Consider the following 17299-nt stretch of genomic DNA (forward strand, 5'->3'; position numbering starts at 1 on the left):
ATCCCATGCTTATACGCCGAAAGCGCCTCGACCCGGAGCCGACGCGGACTGGGCCCACGCCGGCGTCAGGCCGAGCGACATCGCCAGCGCCGAGGTCGGCAGACGAAGCGATGCTGTCAAGCATTCCTCAGCCTCCAAAGCGCATCGTTGCCGCGAGCTTCAGCGTGACGCCGGGCTCATAGAGGACGGCGGTCGTGCTTCCGTTGAGCGAGTTGGTGTATTTGACGTCGAACAGATTGTCGGCGCGAACGTCGAGCTTGAGATTATCAGTCGCCCGGTAGCTGGCGAAGGCGTTGACCAGCGTAAAATCCTTGGCAACCGGATTGCCCTTGGGCTTGCCGTTGTACTGGACCTCGCCGCCGACGGTCAGCTTGTCCTGGAGGAAGCGCAGGCCGAGCTGGGCCGTCACCTGCGAGGAGGGGATGGTCGCGAGGTCGGCGCGCTCGCCTTCATAGGAGATGGTGTGGCCGTCGATGATGGAGGCCGACAGGCCGGCATAGCCCCAGCCGGCCTCGTAGACGCTTTCCAGCTCGAAGCCATTGATCTTGGCCTTGGCGAAGTTCTGGTACTGGAAGCAGATCGGAATGCCCGGGCCGAACGGGCAACCGCTGGTCGGATCGAAGGGCGAGAGCGTCACGCCGTCGATGTAATCGTCGACATTGTTGTGGAAGTAGGCTGCCTTGAGCCGCAGCGCGTCGCCGCCCTCGATGATGTCGTTCTGCTTGTAATTGACGCCGAACTCGACCGTCTTGCCCGTCTCCGGCTTCAGGTTCGGGTTGGGCAGGAATGGGAAGCTGACGCCGGCCGGATGATTGCCGCTGATCAGCGTCTCGGTCAGCGAGGGCGAGCGATAGCCTTCCGCATAAGTCCCGTAGAACTGCAGGCCGGCCAGACCTGCGCTTTCGAAGGGCGAGACGCCGACCGTAATGCGTGGCGATACTCGGTCGCCGGAGATCTCATTCGTGTCGTCCTTCAGACTGTAATGGTCGTAGCGCAGGCCGCCAATGACCTCGAGCCACTCCCAAGTCAGCTTGTCCTGGATGTAGGCGCCGGAGACGTTGCGCTTGCCCGACGGCGTGTAGAAGGAGTCGCCGCCGGCCGTGCCGCCGGTATCGACGTCGTCGCCGACCCAGTCACCGCCATAGGTCAGTTCGTGGGCGACGCTCGCCGTCTCGAAGCGCGACGTGTTCCAGATGTCGATGCCGGTCGTGCCGACATCGAAGGTCGACAGCGAGCCGGCGGGCAGCAGCACGGGCAGGCCGGTGACCGGATCGAAGCGGTTCTGCGCGGTAAGCGTCGTCAGGTCGAGATTGGTTCTGTTGTAGGAGGCGTTGATGTGGAGGTCGAGCCAGCTCCTGGCATCGTCGGTGATGTTGTAGCGAGCTGTGAAAGTGTTCGACTTGAGGTCGACGTCATTCGCCGGCACGCCGCCGCTGGTTTCCGTCCAACCGTCCTTGGAGCCGACCCAGCCGAGCTTCAATTCGCTGTTTTCGGTCGGGCGTATGGTGGTCTTGACCAGGCCGCTCAGCACATCGAAACCGGTGCCGGCAACGGTGTCGCCGCCGCCGTTCTTGTAGTCGCCGTAGTCGCGGTAGACGATGTTGCCGAGAACATCCCAGTTCTCGTTGATCCGGTAAGCGCCGGTCGCGCTGGTGGTCCAGCCCTTGCCGTTGCTCTCATAGCGTCCGGTCAGCGAGCCGGCCCAAGTCTCATCCGGCTTGAGGAAATCGGCCGCGTCCTTGGTGTCGAAGAAGACGACGCCGCCGATGGCGCCGGAGCCATAGGTGTTGGCGGTCGGGCCGCGGATGACGTCGACGGATTTGATCAGCTCGGGATCGACATAGAAGGTCGACTGCGTGCCGTGGTCAGAGCGCTGAAAGTCCTGCCTTGCGCCGTCGACGATCACCGCGACACGGCCGAAATCCTGCAATCCGCGGATGTTGATGCTGGAGCTGACGCGGCGCGCGTCGGCCTGCACGGTGACACCGGGCACGCCGAGCAGCATCTCGTTCGGCGTCGTCGCCATGCGGCGGTCGAGCTGCTCCTGGTCGACATGGCTGGCCGAGGCCAGCGACTGGATCGCCGTTTCGCCCGTGCGGCTGATGACGAGGATCTTGTCGAGAAGCGTCCCTTCGGTCGCGGCCTTCTCGTCAGCGTTCTTTTTCTGACCGGACTGCTGCTGGTTGGCCGGCTGCGCGGCTTGCTGCGCTTGCGCGGCGGGCGCGCTGAGCGCGATCGCCGCCGCTCCGGCCATCAATGCGGCGATTGTCTTTGCAATCGATCGAAAGCCCGGCCCCGCACTATTGCCTGCAAGGCCTGTCCGTCCCCAAGTCGCCAACCCCATTGCCCCAACTCCAGATTTCAGGCTCGCAGCTGGCTGGCCGATGGCTCGCTCGCATTTTTGATCACATCCGGCGTCTTAAATCTTGACTCATTTACTCCGGTAATGCACGACTAGTAAACATGACTATTAGAGTCAAGAATTGAATCGGCATTTTATGAGGCTGCGGCCAAGGTGGCCGTCAGAGGAAAGGACCGACCCGATGAACACGCACAATCCCAACGATTTCCGCTATCGCGTCCGCCGCCCGGAAGACACGCAGATGCATTACGAAAGGGTACCGTTGGCGGTGAGGACGCTCTCCAGCAACACGCTGTTCCAGGGCGAGCACGAGATCGGCATCGAGCATCATGGCGCTCTCTACCGCCTGAAGATCACCCGCCAGGGCAAGCTGATCCTCAACAAGTGATCGGAACCGGCGGGCGAGCAGACATCAGACATTACGGGTGGACGAAATGGACCAGCGCGTTAAGCCGTCGCCGGAGGAAATCCGGCGGGCGCGAGAAGAAAATCCGAAAATGCGGGAGCGCGATCTCTCGGCGCAATTGAGCATTTCGGAAGCGGAACTGGTTGCAGCGCACTGCGGCTTCGGCACTGTCCGTGTCGAGCCGCGTGTCAACGACCTTTTGACCGGCCTCGAGGCGGTCGGCGAGGTGATGGCGCTGACCCGGAACGAAAGCGCTGTGCACGAGAAGATCGGCGTCTACGACAAGGTCGTCACCGGCAACCACAACGCCATGGTGCTTGGCGAGAACATCGACCTGCGCATCTTCCCGAAGGCCTGGGCGCATGGCTTTGCCGTCGAAAAGCGCGACGGCGGCGAGATCCGCCGCAGCCTGCAGTTCTTCGACGCGGCGGGCGAGGCAGTGCACAAGGTGCATCTGAGGCCCGCATCCAATCTCTACGCTTACCAGAAATTGGTGGCGAGCCTCGAATCGTCGAACCAGGAACCGACCGTCGCGATCCTTCCAAGCGCCGCGAAAGGAGAGGATGAAGAGCAGGGCGCGGCTGCCTCGATCGGCGATCTGCGCGACCGCTGGAGCCGGCTTACCGACGTGCATCAGTTCTTCGGCATGCTGAAGACGTTGAAGCTCAGCCGCCGCGAGGCCGTGCGCATGGTGGGCCAGGACTATGCCTGGCTGCTCGACAATGATGCGGTCATCGCCATGTTCCACCACGCTGCGGCAAGCGAGATGCCGATCATGTGCTTCGTCGGCAACCGCGGCTGCATCCAGATCCATTCCGGCCCGATCAAGTCGGTCAAGCCGATGGGTCCGTGGCTCAACGTGCTCGACGAGACTTTCCATCTGCATCTGAGGACCGACCACATCCGCGAAGTCTGGGCGGTGCGCAAACCCACCAAGGACGGCCATGTCACCTCGCTGGAGGCCTATGACGCCAATGGCGGCATGATCATCCAGTTCTTCGGCAAGCGCCATGAAGGCGAAGGCGAGCGGGAAGACTGGCGTTTTCTCGCCGAGAACCTGCCCCGCATTTCCAATCCGACCGCTGCGTGAGGAGGTAGCACCCAATGCGCTTTGCTCTCAGTTTCCGGGCAGCGCTCGCGCCGATGCTCGGCGTCCTGCTTGCCGTCGCCCTGCTGCCGGCCAAGGCGGACGAAGGCATGACAGTCTTTTCGGACAGCTCGCGGATCGTCTCCATAGGCGGCTCGATCACCGAGATCGTCTATGCGCTCGGCGAGGAAGGCCGCCTCGTTGCCCGCGACTCGACCAGCAGCTATCCCGAGGCGGCGGCGAAGCTGCCGGATGTCGGCTATATGCGCGCGCTGTCGCCCGAGGGTGTCCTGTCTGTCAATCCGACCGGGATCCTGGCGCTGCAGGGCAGCGGCCCGAAGGAGGCGGTCGACGTGCTGAAGAAGTCGAGCGTGCCTTTCATCGAGGTGCCGGACCACTACAATCATGAGGGCATTCTCGAAAAGATCCGCGTCGTGGGAAAAGCGCTAGGGGTCGAGGCCAAGGCGGAGAAGCTCGCCGCCGAGACGGACGCGAAGCTGACGGCGGCCGAAAAGCAGACGGCTGCGATCAAAGATCGCAAGCGCGTGCTGTTCGTGCTGTCGACGCAGGGCGGCAAGATCCTTGCCGCCGGCAGCGACACGGCGGCCGACGGCATCGTCAAGCTAGCCGGCGCGGTCAATGCGGTCGAGGGTTTTTCCGGCTACAAGTCGATGACCGACGAGGCGATCGTCAGCGCCAGGCCGGACGTCATCCTGACGATGAAGGGCGGCGGACCGCCGATCTCGGAAGAGGAGCTGTTCGCCAACCCGGCCGTCGCTTCAACGCCGGCGGGCGCCGACCGCAAGATGATCAGCATGGGGGGCGGCTACCTGCTCGGCTTCGGGCCGCGCACCGCCGAAGCCATCCACGATCTTGCCGTTTCGCTTTATGGCAACCAGGTCGCGGACTGAGTGGCGATGGCCGAACATTCCATTGCCGGGGCGGGTAGGGTGATGGCGGCCGATGGCGACCGCTCGGCCCGGGCAAGGTTCGTCATAGCGCTCTTGTGCCTGGCGCTGGCCCTTTCCGTATTCCTGTCGCTGACATCGGGCGCCTCCGACGCCTCCGCAGTCCGCGTCATCCGCGATTGGTTTACGAGCACCATGCCTGCCGACGCGGCGCTTGCGGCGCGCGACCGGCTGATCGTCTATGACATCCGCATGCCGCGCGTGCTGCTCGGCGTGCTGATTGGCTCGGCGCTGGCTGTTTGCGGCGCGGTGATGCAGGGGCTGTTCCGCAACCCGCTTGCCGATCCCGGCCTGATCGGCGTCTCCGCCGGCTCCAGTCTCGGTGCGGTGGCGATCATCGTGGTCGGCACGACCTGGCTTGCGCCCGTCACGCTTGCGCTGGGCACGCTCGCTTTACCGCTCGCGGCATTCTTCGGCGGGCTCGCGGTGACATTGCTGCTTTACGCCATCGCCACGCGCCAGGGGAGGACGTCGGTCGCCACGATGCTGCTTGCCGGCATCGCCATCAGCGCTCTTGCCATGGCGCTGACGGGCATCCTCATCTTCATGGCCGACGACCGGCAGCTGCGCGACCTTACCTTCTGGCAGCTCGGCTCGCTGGCTGGCGCGACATGGCCGAAGATCGGCACCATCGGGCCGGTGATCTTGTTGGCGCTATCGGCGATGCCGTTCCTGTCGCGCGGCCTCAACGCGCTGGCGCTGGGCGAAGCGACCGCGGGTCATCTCGGCATTCCGGTGCAGCGGCTGAAATACACGGCCATCGTCGGCGTGTCGGCGGCGGTCGGCGCTTCGGTCGCGGTCAGCGGCGGCATCGGTTTCATCGGCATCGTCGTGCCACATGTGCTGCGGCTCGCGATCGGGCCGGACAACCGCTATTTGCTGCCGGCCTCGGCCCTGCTCGGCGCATCGCTGCTTCTCATCGCCGACGCGGTCGCCCGCACCATCGTCGCGCCGGCCGAACTGCCGATCGGCATCGTCACCGCGGTCGCCGGCGCGCCGTTCTTCCTTTGGATCCTGCTGCGCAAGCGCGGCGTCGTTGATCTATGAGTTCGCCATGATCGAAGCGCGCGACATCACGGTGGCGATCGGCGGCAAGCGCATCGTCTCTCATGTCGATTTCGCGGCGCGGCCCGGCGAAGTAACAGCCCTCGTCGGGCCAAACGGATCCGGCAAGACGACTTTGCTCAAGGCGCTGACGCGCGAGCTCGCCTATACCGGCACCGTCACCCTCAACGGCCGCGATCTGTCGGTCATGAAGCCGGTCGAGGCAGCCACGCTGCGCGCGGTGCTGCCGCAGGCCACGACGCTGTCCTTCCCGTTCACCGTGCGCGAGATCGTTCGCCTCGGCCTGATCGGCGGTCGATCCGGCGTGCTGCCCGGCGAGGATGCGCGTTTGCCCGAGCGGGCGCTGGCGCGGGTGGATCTCGACGGCTTTGTCGGCCGCTTCTACCAGGAGCTTTCCGGGGGCGAGCAGCAGCGCGTGCAGCTTGCCCGCGTGCTCTGCCAGGTGTGGGCGCCGGTGCTCGAAGGGCGGCCGCGCTATCTGTTCCTCGACGAGCCGGTCTCCAGCCTCGACATCAAGCACCAGCTCATCATCATGGACACCGCGCGCGATTTTGCCCGGCGCGGCGGCGGCGTGGTAGCGATCCTGCACGACCTCAATCTGACGGCCATGTATGCCAACCGAATTTTTGTGCTGCATGGCGGCCAGCTGGCGGCCGCGGGGTCGCCGGCGGACGTACTCAATGACGAGCTGATCGAGAGTGTGTTCGACTGCAGGCTGAAGGTCGGCGCGCTGCCTGCCGCCAACATGCCGTTCGTGTTGCCGCAATCGGCGGCGTAGGCTTGGCGGCGAGAGGGGCGCCATCGCTCATGACTTCGTCATTCTAGGGCGGAGCAAGGAGCGCAGCGACGCGCGCAGACCCTAGAATCCATTCCGTGACCTTCGTGCGCCGCGACGATGCAGAAATAGCGACCCTAAAGAGCCAGTGCCTCTTCTGGATCGCTGTATTCTTTGTTCGATGTAACGGAATGGATCCTCGGGTCGCCGCGTCCGCTTCGCTCCCGCTCTGCCCGTGGATGACGAAGTTGACGAGCCTTCCTCGAGAACCAGGCCGCAAGCGCCCGATCACGCCGCGGGCGCGCGCTGCTCCAGAAGGTCAATGCCGAGCAGGCTGCGCACATTCGGGCGCGCGGCGACGAGATCGGCGATCGTGTAGCGGGAAAGCACGGCGAAGAAGGCGTTGAGCGCCTCGCGCAGCGCCGAATTCAGGGCGCAGCTGTCGACCAGCGGGCATTCGGCTGCGTCGTTCTCGAAGCATTCGGCCATGGCGAAACTCTCTTCGGTGATGCGCACGACATCGAACAGGTTGATCTGTTCCGCCGCGCGGCCGAGCCGCACCCCGCCGTTGCGGCCGCGCACGGTCTCGACCAGGCCGGCCTCGACCAGCGGCTGCAGGATCTTGAAGAGGAACAGCTCGGACACCGAATAGGCGGCGGCGATCTCGGGGATGCGGCTCAGCCTTTCGGTGTTAGCGGCGCAGTACATCAGAATGCGCATCGCATAATTGGTCTGGCGCGTGAGCCGCATGATATCCTCGCGAAATATTAGCTTGAAGCCGAATATGGCCCATAGTTTGGAACAATTCCAGACTGGACCGGCACATAGCTGAATAATCGTGTCAACTTTTTGTGCATGCCGGCGCAGATTGGTGCTCCCGCGCTTCGAACGAGCGTTTTGCCGGCGCAGCCACTAGATAGAAGCGGGTGCAAACAGGAAACGGCCTCTCCATGCCACAGTCAGCTTCGGCCCTCGCGCCGGTTCGATTCGACGCCGATGCCAAGGCTAAGCTCTCGGCGTTGCGGCGGACCAAGTTCGTCGCCGCCGCGGCGCTCGCGCTGTGCATCCTCGTCTTTGCGCTCGCCAAATCCTTCGAGGGCGGCCATCCGTGGCTCGGCTTCGTCGCGGCCTTCGCCGAGGCGGCGACCATCGGCGGCCTCGCCGACTGGTATGCCGTGGTGGCGCTGTTCCGGCGGCCGCTCGGGCTGCCGATCCCGCACACGGCCATCATTCCGGAGAACCAGCACCGCATCGCCGACAATCTCGGCCGCTTTATCGAGGCCAATTTCCTGGCGCCGGAGCCGGTGCGCGAGAAGCTTGCCGAGGTCGATTTCGCCGCTTTGGTCGCCGACTGGCTGGCCGACGCCGAACGCGCCTCCGATCTGTCGCGGTTCGTCGTACGCCTGGTGCCACAGACATTGACGGCGGTGGAACAATCAGGTCTCCGTGACTTCGTCACCAGCCGCATGCTGGAGCAGATCGAGAAGGTGCCCCTGGCGCCGCTCGCGGCCGATCTTTTGTCAGCGCTGACCGACGATCGCCGCCACCAGAAGCTTTTCGACGAGTTTATCCGGGTCGTCGGGCGTTTCCTCAACGACGAGCAGGCCCTGGCGACGATGCGTGAAAAGATCCGCGAGGAACTGCCGTCGCTGTTCAACCTGTTTCGCGCCGACGCCTATCTTCTGAAGAAGATCGTCGCTTCGGCAGGCTCGCTGCTCGACGAGGTGCGGGCCGATCCCAACCATCCGATGCGTGCCGAATTCGACGGTTTCGTGCTTGGCTTCATCGAGCGGCTCAGGACCTCGAAACAATATGCAAGGCGCGCCGAGAAGCTGAAGCGCGATTTCCTCGGCCGTCCGGAAGTGCGGGCGCTGGCCGGCGATGCGTGGACGAGCCTGCGCCTGTTCATCGAGCAGGACGTCAATGCGCCGAATTCGACGATCCGCGAGCACCTCGCCAACATGTTCGTCGAGGTCGGCAGGCATCTGGCCGACGACGCCCAGATCAGGGCCGACATGAACCAGGGTTTTGTCGTGGCGCTGGCTTCGTTCGTGGAAAGCCAGAAGAGCGGGGTGTCGACATTCATCGCCGACCAGGTCAAGCGCTGGGACCTGGCGCAGCTGACGCGGCTGATCGAGACCAATATCGGCAGGGACCTGCAATATATCCGCTTCAACGGCATGATCGTCGGCGGGCTTGCCGGGCTGGCGCTCCATACGGCGGAGCGGCTGTTCCTCGTCAATTGACGCTGGCCCAAGGAGCACTATTCTCCTTCAAGGGCGCCGCATGGCGGCCGGCAGGGAGGCAGGGCATGGCAAGACAACCGGAACCGGACTCGTTCCTCGACATGTTCAGCAGGTTCGGCCGCGACCTCAAGCTGCCGAATGTCGACGTCCAGGCGATCCTCGACCATCACCGCAAAAACCTCGAAGCCCTGGAAAAATCGGCGAGGGCAAGTGCGGCCGGCGCATCCTCGGTGCTGGCGAGGCAGCATGAGATGGTCCAGAATGCCATGCATGAGATCACGCGGATGGCGCAGAACTATCAGACGCCCGGCAATCCGCAGGACCTGATGAGCAAGCAGGCGGAGTTTGCCCGCAGGTCGTTCGAGACGACGCTGAAGAATGCCAGCGAAGTGGCCGACCTTGTGCGCAAATCCAGCACCGAATCGGTCGAGATCCTGCGCGACCGGATCCGGGATGCGATGGCGGAAATCCGCGCCGGCTACGAAAAGAAATAGGCTACCTGGCGATTTCGGACCCCATCACTGACCGACATGCGATGCAACCGGCGCAGGTGTCCGAGCGTTCTCGGCCTGCCCCAAAGCATCAACTCTACCGGCGAAAATCGCGGGGCGGCGAATTGACAGAGGCCGCCGCTTCATGGTCGGGAGACAGGCAAGAGTGATGGGAAAGCCGGAATGACGGAAACACGGCCGAGAACGCCGCCGACCTTCGAGCAGTTGCGCACGATGTCCGGGCAGGAGCTCGGCGTGTCCGACTGGACGACGGTCGACCAGCAGCGCATCGACCAGTTCGCCGAATGCACGGGCGACCACCAGTGGATCCATGTCGATCCGGAAAGGGCGAAACGGCAGAGCCCGTTCCGCACCACGATCGCGCATGGCTACCTGACCTTGTCGATCATCGGCGCGCTGGCGCTGGAGATGGGCATCGTGCCGGAAAACACCCAGGCCGCCTTCAACTACGGCTTCGACAAGGTGCGCTTCCTGGCGCCGGTCAAGGCCGGCGCGCGGATCAGGCTGCGCACCACGCTGCTTTCCATGGAGGACCGCGGTCCCGGCCAGTATCTGATGAAGGCGGCCAACACCGTCGAGATCGAAGGCGAGCAGAAGCCGGCGCTGACCGCCGAAACGCTGGTGATGATGTATGAGCGCCGCAAGCGGGCAGGGGCGTAAGGCCTGCCGAGACTGGACTACGCGGCCTTGCGACGAGACACGGCTATCGCCTTTTCGAGCACCTGGAAAATGCGTTCGTCGGCACACTGGGCCACGTTGAAGCGCATGAAGCGGGCGGCGGTGTGCGAGAGGCTGAAGGCGTTGCCGGGCGCCAGCACGAGATTATCCGAAAGCGCATGGCGTGCGACGTCGGCGGCCTCGATGCCGTCGGGCAGGCGGCACCAGAGAAACATGCCTGCAGGCTGGTCGATCCAAGGCACGATACCCATCGCCTTCAGCCTGCCGGCTGTCTCGGCCATGGCGCGCGACAGGCGCGTGCGCAACTGCTCGATATGCTTGCGATAGCTTCCGTCCTTCAACAGGGTCAGCACCAGTTCGGCCGTCAGCCGGGTGCCGCCGAATGTCGTAGCGATCTTGAGATCGGTCAAGCCCTCCATCCAGTCGGGTGGCGCGGCGATGAACCCGCAGCGCACCGAGGCCGACAGCGTCTTGGAGAAGGAGCCGATCTGCACCACGCGCTGCAGCCCGTCGAAGGCCGCGAGCCTTGGGGCGTGGCTGTGCTCGAAGTCGGCGAAGATATCGTCCTCGACGATGGTGAGATCCGCCTGGTAGGCGAGCTTCAAAAGCCGATGCGCGGTGACCGGCGACAGGATCGCGCCGGTCGGGTTGTGGATGCCAGAATTGGTGATGTAGAGGCGCGGCCGGTGCTCGGCGATCGCCTCGGCGAATAGCTCGATGTCCGGCCCCGAAGGCGTGTAAGGCACGCCGACAACCTTGGCCTGATGCGCGCGCAGCAGCGCATGGAAGTTGAAGTAGCAGGGGTCGTCGACCAGGACCGCATCGCCGGGCTCGATCAGGAAGCGGCACAAAAGATCGATCGCCTGGGTGCCGCAGTCGGTCAGCATAATCTGGTCCGGCGAGACCTCGATGCCATGCTCGGCCATGCGCCTTGCCAGCAATTGGCGCAGCGGCGGCAGACCGAGCGGCGTGCCATAGTCCGCAAGCGTCACGTCGTCCGCGCGGGCTGCGCTGCGCAGCGCCCGGCGCAAGGCGGCCTGCGGCATCCAGGACGCCGGCAGCCAGCCGCAGCCGGGTTTCAGCATCTCCTCGCCGGCTTCGAGCGATTGCCGCGACACCCAGAGCGGGTCGACGGCTCGGTCCAGCCGTGGGCCGATCTCGGCGAGCGACAATGGTGCGAGCTGGCCGGCGGCGTAGAAGCCGGAGCCAGGCCGCGAACGGATCGTGCCTTCCGCCGCAAGGCGCTCATAGGCTTCGACCACGGTCGATTTTGAAACCTGCATGGATCTGGCCATGGCCCGTATCGACGGCAGGCGGGCTCCGGGCGTCAGCGTGCGCGCCGCGATCCGCTGGCGGATTGCCGTCATGACGGTTTCGACGAGGGTGGCGCCACTGGCATTTGGGCCTGATGCGTCCATCTGTACTTCTCAGTAGACCATTACAGTTTTGTAGAATTGTACTCCATTGTATCTGGCAACACCATGGCCCGCGCCGGTACGGAAGCGCAAACGGAGCGGATCATGGAAAAGAGTTTCGACGGCTGGCTCAGCGGCTTCATTGGGGTGCTGATCTTCAGCGGGTCGCTGCCGGCGACGCGGGTGGCGGTGATGGATTTCGACCCGACCTTCCTGACGGCGGCCCGGGCGGCGATTGCAGGTCTGCTCGGGATTGCGATGCTGCTGCTGTTTCGCGAGAAGCGTCCGGAGCGCAGCGACTTGATCTCGCTCGTCGTCGTGGCGCTGGGTGTCGTGGTCGGCTTCCCGTTGCTGACGGCGCTGGCGCTGAAACATGTCACCTCGGCGCATTCCATCATCTTCGTCGGCCTGCTGCCGCTGGCGACTGCGATCTTCGGCGTGCTGCGCGGCGGCGACCGTCCGCGCCCGGCTTTCTGGCTGTTCTCGTGCCTGGGAAGCGCTTTAGTGGCGGGCTTCGCTCTGGCGCAAGGCGTGACCGCGTCGCCGGTCGGCGACGGCCTGATGCTCGGCGCCATCATCGTCTGCGGTCTGGGCTATGCGGAAGGCGCCAAGCTGTCGCGCAAGCTCGGCGGCTGGCAGGTGATCTGCTGGGCCTTGGCGCTGTCGCTGCCGGTGACGCTGGCGTTGAGCTTCGCGACACTGCCGCCATCCTTCGCCGCCATCGGTTCGGCCGCCTGGATCGGTCTCGGCTATGTCTCGCTGTTCAGCATGCTGATCGGTTTCGTGTTCTGGTATCGCGGCCTGGCACAAGGCGGCATCGCCGCCGTCGGGCAGCTGCAGCTGCTGCAGCCCTTCTTCGGCCTGGCGCTGGCGGCGAGTCTGTTGCATGAGCAAGTCAGCCCGCTGATGGTGGTCGTGACGCTCGGCGTGGTGGCCTGCGTGTTCGGGGCGAAGAAGTTCGCGCGGTAAAGCGCCTACGGATTTGTTTTGACGCTATTCCGGACGGAAAACCGTTTCACACTTTTCCTGGAATTGCTCAGAACTTCGTCACCACCCCGATGCCGATGCCCTCGAAGCCGCCCATCGCCATCAGCGCGGCGGGCGCTTTCTCGAGGCTGATCTTCTTGCCGACCAGCAATTCGGGCTTCAGCTTGCCGGTGCGGATCATCTCCATCATCGCGTTGTAGCGGTAGGCCTGCATGCCGTGGCTGCCGAGGATTTCGAGCTCGAAGGCGATCACCTTGTCCATCGGCACCTGCGGCCGGGCATGCTCGCCCAGCATCAAGCCGACCTGAACATGACGGCCGCGGCGGCGCAGATTGGCGATCGAGTTGAACGAGGTGGTCGGGTGGCCGAGCGCGTCCATCGACATATGCGCGCCGCCATTGGTGATCTGCTTGACGGCCTTGACGACGTTCGGCGTCGTCGAGGCATTGATGGTCGCGACCGCGCCGATCTTTTTAGCGAATTCCAGCTTCTCGTCGGTGAGGTCGATGGCGATCACATTGGCGCCCATGGCGCTGGCGATCATGATCGCCGAGAGGCCGACGCCGCCGCAGCCATGCACCGCCACCCATTCGCCCGGCGTCACCCGGCCCTGGTCGACGATGGCGCGGAACGAAGTGACGAAGCGGCAGCCCAGGCTGGCTGCGGTGGCGAATTCCATCTCCTCCGGCAGGCGCACGAGGTTGGTGTCGGCATGCTCGATGCCGACATATTCGGCGAATGAGCCCCAGCCGGTGAAGCCCGGCTGTGTCTGATGCTCGCAGACCTGATGGTTGCCCGAAGTGCATTCGAAGCAGCGGCCGCAGCCGACGGCGAAGGGGACCGTGACGCGATCGCCGGCCTTCCAGCGGCCGACCTGCTTGCCGGCGGCGACGACGACGCCAGCCAGTTCATGTCCGGGGACGTGCGGCAGCGTGATGCCGTCATCATGGCCCATCCAGCCGTGCCAGTCGCTGCGGCACAGGCCGGTAGCCTCGACCTTGATGACCACGCCGTCTGGGGCGGGCTTCGGATCGGGCACGGTCTGCATCGTCGGCGCCTCGCCGAATTTCTCGAACACGACGGCTTTCATCGGCAAACTCCCACGTTTTGAGATGACGATAGCCGATTCCGCGAGCGGTCGACCGGAAATCGATTCTGCCAGTGATGGCGCTTGCATTTTGGACGCTGACGCCAAGGTAGGGCGCTAAGCCGGGCTACTCGGCATCGATCTGGTTCTGCGGCGCGGCCTTCTGGAACGCCGGCAGCGCCATGCAGGCGGCGTTGATGCGCGCAATCACCGGATAGGGCGCCATGTCGACGCCGAAGCGGGCATTGTTGGCGACCTGCGCGGCAAGGCAGATGTCGGCAAGGCCAGGCGCATCGCCGTGGCAGAAGGTGCCGGTCTCAGGCGAGGAGGCGAGAATCTTTTCAAGCGGCTGGAAGCCTTCGTTCACCCAGTGCCGGAACCAGTTGACGACGTCCTCGTCGCCGGCGCCGAACAAACTGCGCAGCGAGGTCAGCACGCGCAGATTGTTCACGGGATGAATGTCGCAGGCGATCATCTGCGCCAGCATCCGCACTCGTGCCCGACCCAGCGCATCCTTCGGCAGCAGCGGCGGCTCCGGCTGGATCTCGTCGAGATATTCGATGATCGCCAGCGATTGCGTCAAAAGCCTGCCGCCGTGCAGCACCAGCGCCGGCACCAGCCCTTGCGGATTGACGGCGAGATAGGCTGGCTCGAGATGCTCGCCATGGCGCAGATGATGCGGCACATAGGTATACTCCAGCCCCTTCATCGCCAGCGCGATCCGCACCCGGTAGGAGGTGGAGGAGCGGTAGTAATTGTGGAGGACGAGGTCGCTCATCGCCTCGGCTGCCCGATGGTGACCTCGATCTCGCCGATGCCGTCGACGCCGCCGGTGATCCTGTCGCCGGCCTGGACCGCGCCGACGCCCGCCGGAGTGCCGGTGAAGATCAGGTCGCCCGGCTTGAGCTCGACCGCCTCGCTGCAGATCGAGACGATGTCGGCGATCGGCCAGATCAGCTCGGCAAGGTCGCCGTCCTGCTTCACCGCGCCGTTGACGGCGAGCCAGATGCGGCCTTTCTGCGGATGTCCCGATTTCGCGGCCGCAACCAGCGGACCGCAAGGCGCGGAGTGGTCGAAGGCCTTCGACCAGTCCCAGGGACGCGCCGCCTTCTTCGCCTGATCCTGCAGGTCGCGGCGGGTCAGGTCGACGCCGACGCCGTAGCCCCAGACGTGGGCGAGTGCATCGGTGCGCGGAATATGGACGCCGGCCTTGCCGATAGCGACGACAAGCTCGATCTCGTGGTGCAGGTTCGAGGTCAGCGGCGGGTAGGGGATCTCGGCGCCGCTGTCGACCACCGCGTCGGCCGGCTTGGTGAAGAAGAAGGGCGGGTCGCGCTCGTCATTGCCGAGCTCGCGCGCATGCGCAGCGTAATTGCGGCCGACGCAGAAGATGCGGCGCACGGCAAACCGCTCCGCCGAGCCTGCGACGGCAACCGAGGCGATCGCCGGCGGCGGAAGGACGAATTCTGGCATGGTTCTTCTCTGTGTTGGCGTGAATCGTGCCCACCTTCCGCCGATTTTGCCGGGCGGGCAAGACTGGGGGCGTCCCGGCACATCGGCCTGTCGTCAGCGACAATGCGCCGTATCATTTGGCGTATACTATTTGCCAATAATCTGGCCATGGTCACAGGACTATCCTGTACCGGCCGAAATCGAACCGATGCCTGAACCCGTGCAATGACCACCGTCAGCGACCGCGCCCGCTTTCTGATCATCGACGACCACCCGCTGTTCCGCGAGGCGCTGCACAGTGCCGTGCAGATGGCCTATCCGGACGTCGACACGGTCGAGGCGCGTTCGATCGCGGAAGCGATCGAGCTCCTCGCCGATGCCAAGCCGTTCGACCTCGCGCTGCTCGATCTCAGCATGCCCGACGTGCATGGCTTCGAGGGCCTGCTGCAGCTCAGGACCCGCTATCCGCGGCTGCCGGTGGTGATCGTGTCGGGCTATGAGGAGCCGAAAATCATCTCCGAGGCGCTGTCCTATGGCGCGGCCGGCTTCATCCCGAAATCGGCCCGGAAGAGCGATCTCGCCGCTGCCATCCGCTCGGTGATGGATGGCGCTGTCTACGTGCCGGAAAATTATGAGAGCCAGCCGCCGGAGCCCGACAGCACCGACCGCGCCGACATGGTGCAGCGTCTGGCCAAGCTGACGCCGCAGCAGCTGAGGGTCCTGCAGATGCTGCGCCAGGGCATGCTCAACAAGCAGATCGCCTACGAGCTGCAGGTGGGCGAAACCACGGTGAAGGCGCATGTCTCGGAGATTTTGCGCAAGCTCAACGTCTACAGCCGCACGCAAGCGGTGATCGAGGTGTCGAAGCTCGACAATGCGGAACTGTTTCGGGATCAGGCGGGATTTTGAGGCGGTATTTCTAAGCCAGCAAATGCGCCAGCAGCGCGCGTAGTTGCGCCGGCTTCAGCGGCTTGCGCATCAGCTCTATGCCGGCGGCGCGGGCGGCTTTGGCGACGGGTTCGGAGCCGTCGGCGGTGACGATCAGCGCCGGCACGGTCCGGCCGAGATAGTCGCGCACTTCGGCTATCGTTGACGTGCCGAGGTCGCCGCCGTCGAGATGCTGGTCGGCGATGATGATGTCGGGCACCCAAGCGGTGTCGCCGAGCAGGTCGAGCGCATCGTCGGTCGAGGTCGCGGCGCGCACCAGGCATTGCCAGCGCTCGAGCAGCGAGGTCATTGCCGAGAGCACGTCGGCGTCGTTCTCGACCAGGAGCACCTTGGTGCCGAACAGGCCGTAGCCGCGCGGCCGCTCCATGTCGGCGGCGGCCATCGCCGGTTCGGCCGCGGCCATGCCGACCGGCACGTCGATATGGAAGATGGTGCCGCGCCCGACCTTGGAGGAAAAGGTCACCGGGTGGCCGAGGGCGGCCGCCATGCGGCGCACTATCGCGAGGCCGAGCCCGAGCCCGCCGGCGAGCCCGGCGTCGGCAAGTGTGGACGTGCCGCGGTGGAATTCCTCGAACACCGCCTCGCGCTGGTCCTCGGGGATGCCGCAGCCAGTGTCGGCGACGTCGATGCGGATGGTGTCGCCGCGATGTCTTGTGCCGACCAGCACACCGCCGGAGCGGGTGTAGCGCAGCGCGTTGGAGAGGATGTTCTGCAGGATACGCCTGAGCAGCGTGCGGTCGGAACGCACCGCGACATTGACGGGCCGGAATTTAAGCGACAGGCCTTTCTTTTCCGCCCCGGGAAGAAAGTCCGAGCGCAGCGAGGAGAACAGCGCTTCCAGGCTGACGTCGCCGATCTCGGGCTGCACCACGCCGGCGTCGAGCTTGGAGATGTCGAGCAGCGTGCGCAGCAGGTCTTCCATCGTCTCCAGCGAGCGCTCGACCTGGCGCACCAGCTTCCTGCCTTCATCGCTGGCCTGGACCTCTGCCAGCGCCGAGACCGACAGATGCGCGGCATTCAGCGGCTGCAGCACATCGTGGCTGGCTGCGGCCAGGAACCTGGTCTTGGAGAGGTTCGCCAGCTCGGCGCTCTCCTTCGCCGCGCTGAGGTCTATGTTCGACTGCTCGAGCCGGCGCAGCGTCGCGTGCAGTTCCTCGGTGCGGTTGCGCACCCGGTTTTCCAGCGAGATCGCGGTCTGGAACAGCGAGAAGGCGTTGCCCTGCTGGTCCATCGAGCGCTCGACGCGGCTGACCAGCGCGGCGTTGATCTTCTTCAGCTTTTCGAGGTCGTCGATGTCGCGAAGCGGCATCG

17 protein-coding genes are annotated in these 17299 nt (G+C 64.8%); 10 read left to right on the top strand and 7 right to left on the bottom strand.

The features are described 5' to 3' along the window. Nucleotides 1-127: 127 nt before the first annotated feature. A complete protein-coding gene (locus CK219_RS01330; RefSeq protein ID WP_095764978.1) occupies nucleotides 128-2254 on the bottom strand; it encodes a TonB-dependent hemoglobin/transferrin/lactoferrin family receptor in 2127 nt (708 codons plus the stop codon). A gap of 289 nt (nucleotides 2255-2543) precedes the next feature. Between CK219_RS01330 and hemP the strand changes: the two genes are divergently transcribed. The 5 genes from hemP to CK219_RS01355 are packed head-to-tail and all read left to right on the top strand — an operon-like array spanning nucleotide 2544 to nucleotide 6666. After that, nucleotides 2544-2750, top strand: coding sequence for a hemin uptake protein HemP (gene hemP / locus CK219_RS01335; protein WP_095765558.1), 207 nt, complete (start codon nucleotides 2544-2546; stop codon nucleotides 2748-2750). A gap of 46 nt (nucleotides 2751-2796) precedes the next feature. Beyond that, nucleotides 2797-3858, top strand: coding sequence for a hemin-degrading factor (locus CK219_RS01340; protein ID WP_095764979.1), 1062 nt, complete (start codon nucleotides 2797-2799; stop codon nucleotides 3856-3858). 14 nt (nucleotides 3859-3872) lie between these two features. After that, complete coding sequence (locus CK219_RS01345; protein ID WP_095764980.1) at nucleotides 3873-4766, top strand: hemin ABC transporter substrate-binding protein; 894 nt, start codon at nucleotides 3873-3875, stop codon at nucleotides 4764-4766. A gap of 6 nt (nucleotides 4767-4772) precedes the next feature. After that, the gene (locus CK219_RS01350; protein WP_095764981.1) at nucleotides 4773-5870 is read left to right on the top strand and encodes an iron ABC transporter permease; all 1098 of its coding nucleotides are present in this window, start codon (nucleotides 4773-4775) and stop codon (nucleotides 5868-5870) included. 7 nt (nucleotides 5871-5877) lie between these two features. Further along, complete coding sequence (locus CK219_RS01355; RefSeq protein ID WP_095765559.1) at nucleotides 5878-6666, top strand: heme ABC transporter ATP-binding protein; 789 nt, start codon at nucleotides 5878-5880, stop codon at nucleotides 6664-6666. A gap of 285 nt (nucleotides 6667-6951) precedes the next feature. Here CK219_RS01355 and rirA read toward each other — a convergent pair whose 3' ends face one another. Continuing rightward, on the bottom strand, nucleotides 6952-7413 hold the full coding sequence (gene rirA, locus CK219_RS01360; protein ID WP_095764982.1) for an iron-responsive transcriptional regulator RirA: 462 nt from the start codon (nucleotides 7411-7413) through the stop codon (nucleotides 6952-6954). A gap of 200 nt (nucleotides 7414-7613) precedes the next feature. Here rirA and CK219_RS01365 point away from each other — a divergent pair, with 200 nt between their 5' ends. From CK219_RS01365 to CK219_RS01375, 3 genes are all read left to right on the top strand, one after another. Further along, entirely contained in the window at nucleotides 7614-8909 is a 1296-nt protein-coding gene (locus tag CK219_RS01365) for a DUF445 domain-containing protein (RefSeq protein WP_095764983.1), read from the top strand. 65 nt (nucleotides 8910-8974) lie between these two features. After that, on the top strand, nucleotides 8975-9403 hold the full coding sequence (gene phaP, locus CK219_RS01370; protein WP_095764984.1) for a TIGR01841 family phasin: 429 nt from the start codon (nucleotides 8975-8977) through the stop codon (nucleotides 9401-9403). Nucleotides 9404-9583: 180 nt separating this feature from the next. Beyond that, nucleotides 9584-10081: a MaoC family dehydratase gene (locus CK219_RS01375; protein ID WP_095764985.1), complete on the top strand. Its 498-nt coding sequence runs from the start codon at nucleotides 9584-9586 to the stop codon at nucleotides 10079-10081. A gap of 17 nt (nucleotides 10082-10098) precedes the next feature. Here CK219_RS01375 and CK219_RS01380 read toward each other — a convergent pair whose 3' ends face one another. Further along, the gene (locus tag CK219_RS01380; protein WP_095764986.1) at nucleotides 10099-11517 is read right to left on the bottom strand and encodes a PLP-dependent aminotransferase family protein; all 1419 of its coding nucleotides are present in this window, start codon (nucleotides 11515-11517) and stop codon (nucleotides 10099-10101) included. A 102-nt stretch (nucleotides 11518-11619) separates the two neighbouring features. Between CK219_RS01380 and CK219_RS01385 the strand changes: the two genes are divergently transcribed. Then, the gene (locus CK219_RS01385; RefSeq protein WP_095765560.1) at nucleotides 11620-12483 is read left to right on the top strand and encodes a DMT family transporter; all 864 of its coding nucleotides are present in this window, start codon (nucleotides 11620-11622) and stop codon (nucleotides 12481-12483) included. 67 nt (nucleotides 12484-12550) lie between these two features. Here CK219_RS01385 and CK219_RS01390 read toward each other — a convergent pair whose 3' ends face one another. The 3 genes from CK219_RS01390 to CK219_RS01400 all read right to left on the bottom strand — a co-directional run bounded on the left by CK219_RS01390 (nucleotide 12551) and on the right by CK219_RS01400 (nucleotide 15061). Next, nucleotides 12551-13591, bottom strand: coding sequence for a zinc-dependent alcohol dehydrogenase family protein (locus CK219_RS01390; protein WP_095764987.1), 1041 nt, complete (start codon nucleotides 13589-13591; stop codon nucleotides 12551-12553). Between the two features lie 124 nt (nucleotides 13592-13715). Further along, nucleotides 13716-14366: a maleylacetoacetate isomerase gene (gene maiA / locus CK219_RS01395; protein ID WP_095764988.1), complete on the bottom strand. Its 651-nt coding sequence runs from the start codon at nucleotides 14364-14366 to the stop codon at nucleotides 13716-13718. Then, nucleotides 14363-15061 (bottom strand): fumarylacetoacetate hydrolase family protein, encoded by a 699-nt coding sequence (locus CK219_RS01400; RefSeq protein ID WP_095764989.1) that lies wholly within the window; start codon nucleotides 15059-15061, stop codon nucleotides 14363-14365. Before CK219_RS01400 ends, maiA begins: the two co-directional genes overlap by 4 nt. 204 nt (nucleotides 15062-15265) lie before the next feature. Between CK219_RS01400 and CK219_RS01405 the strand changes: the two genes are divergently transcribed. Further along, the gene (locus CK219_RS01405) at nucleotides 15266-15949 is read left to right on the top strand and encodes a response regulator transcription factor (RefSeq protein WP_095764990.1); all 684 of its coding nucleotides are present in this window, start codon (nucleotides 15266-15268) and stop codon (nucleotides 15947-15949) included. Between the two features lie 10 nt (nucleotides 15950-15959). Here the strand turns inward: CK219_RS01405 and CK219_RS01410 are convergent, their stop codons facing one another. Beyond that, nucleotides 15960-17297, bottom strand: a complete 1338-nt coding sequence (locus tag CK219_RS01410; RefSeq protein ID WP_095764991.1) for a hybrid sensor histidine kinase/response regulator — start codon at nucleotides 17295-17297, stop codon at nucleotides 15960-15962. Nucleotides 17298-17299 lie beyond the last annotated feature (2 nt).

Origin of the sequence: Mesorhizobium sp. WSM4313 (assembly GCF_002294725.1) — a bacterium.
Taxonomy (GTDB): Bacteria; Pseudomonadota; Alphaproteobacteria; order Rhizobiales; family Rhizobiaceae; genus Mesorhizobium.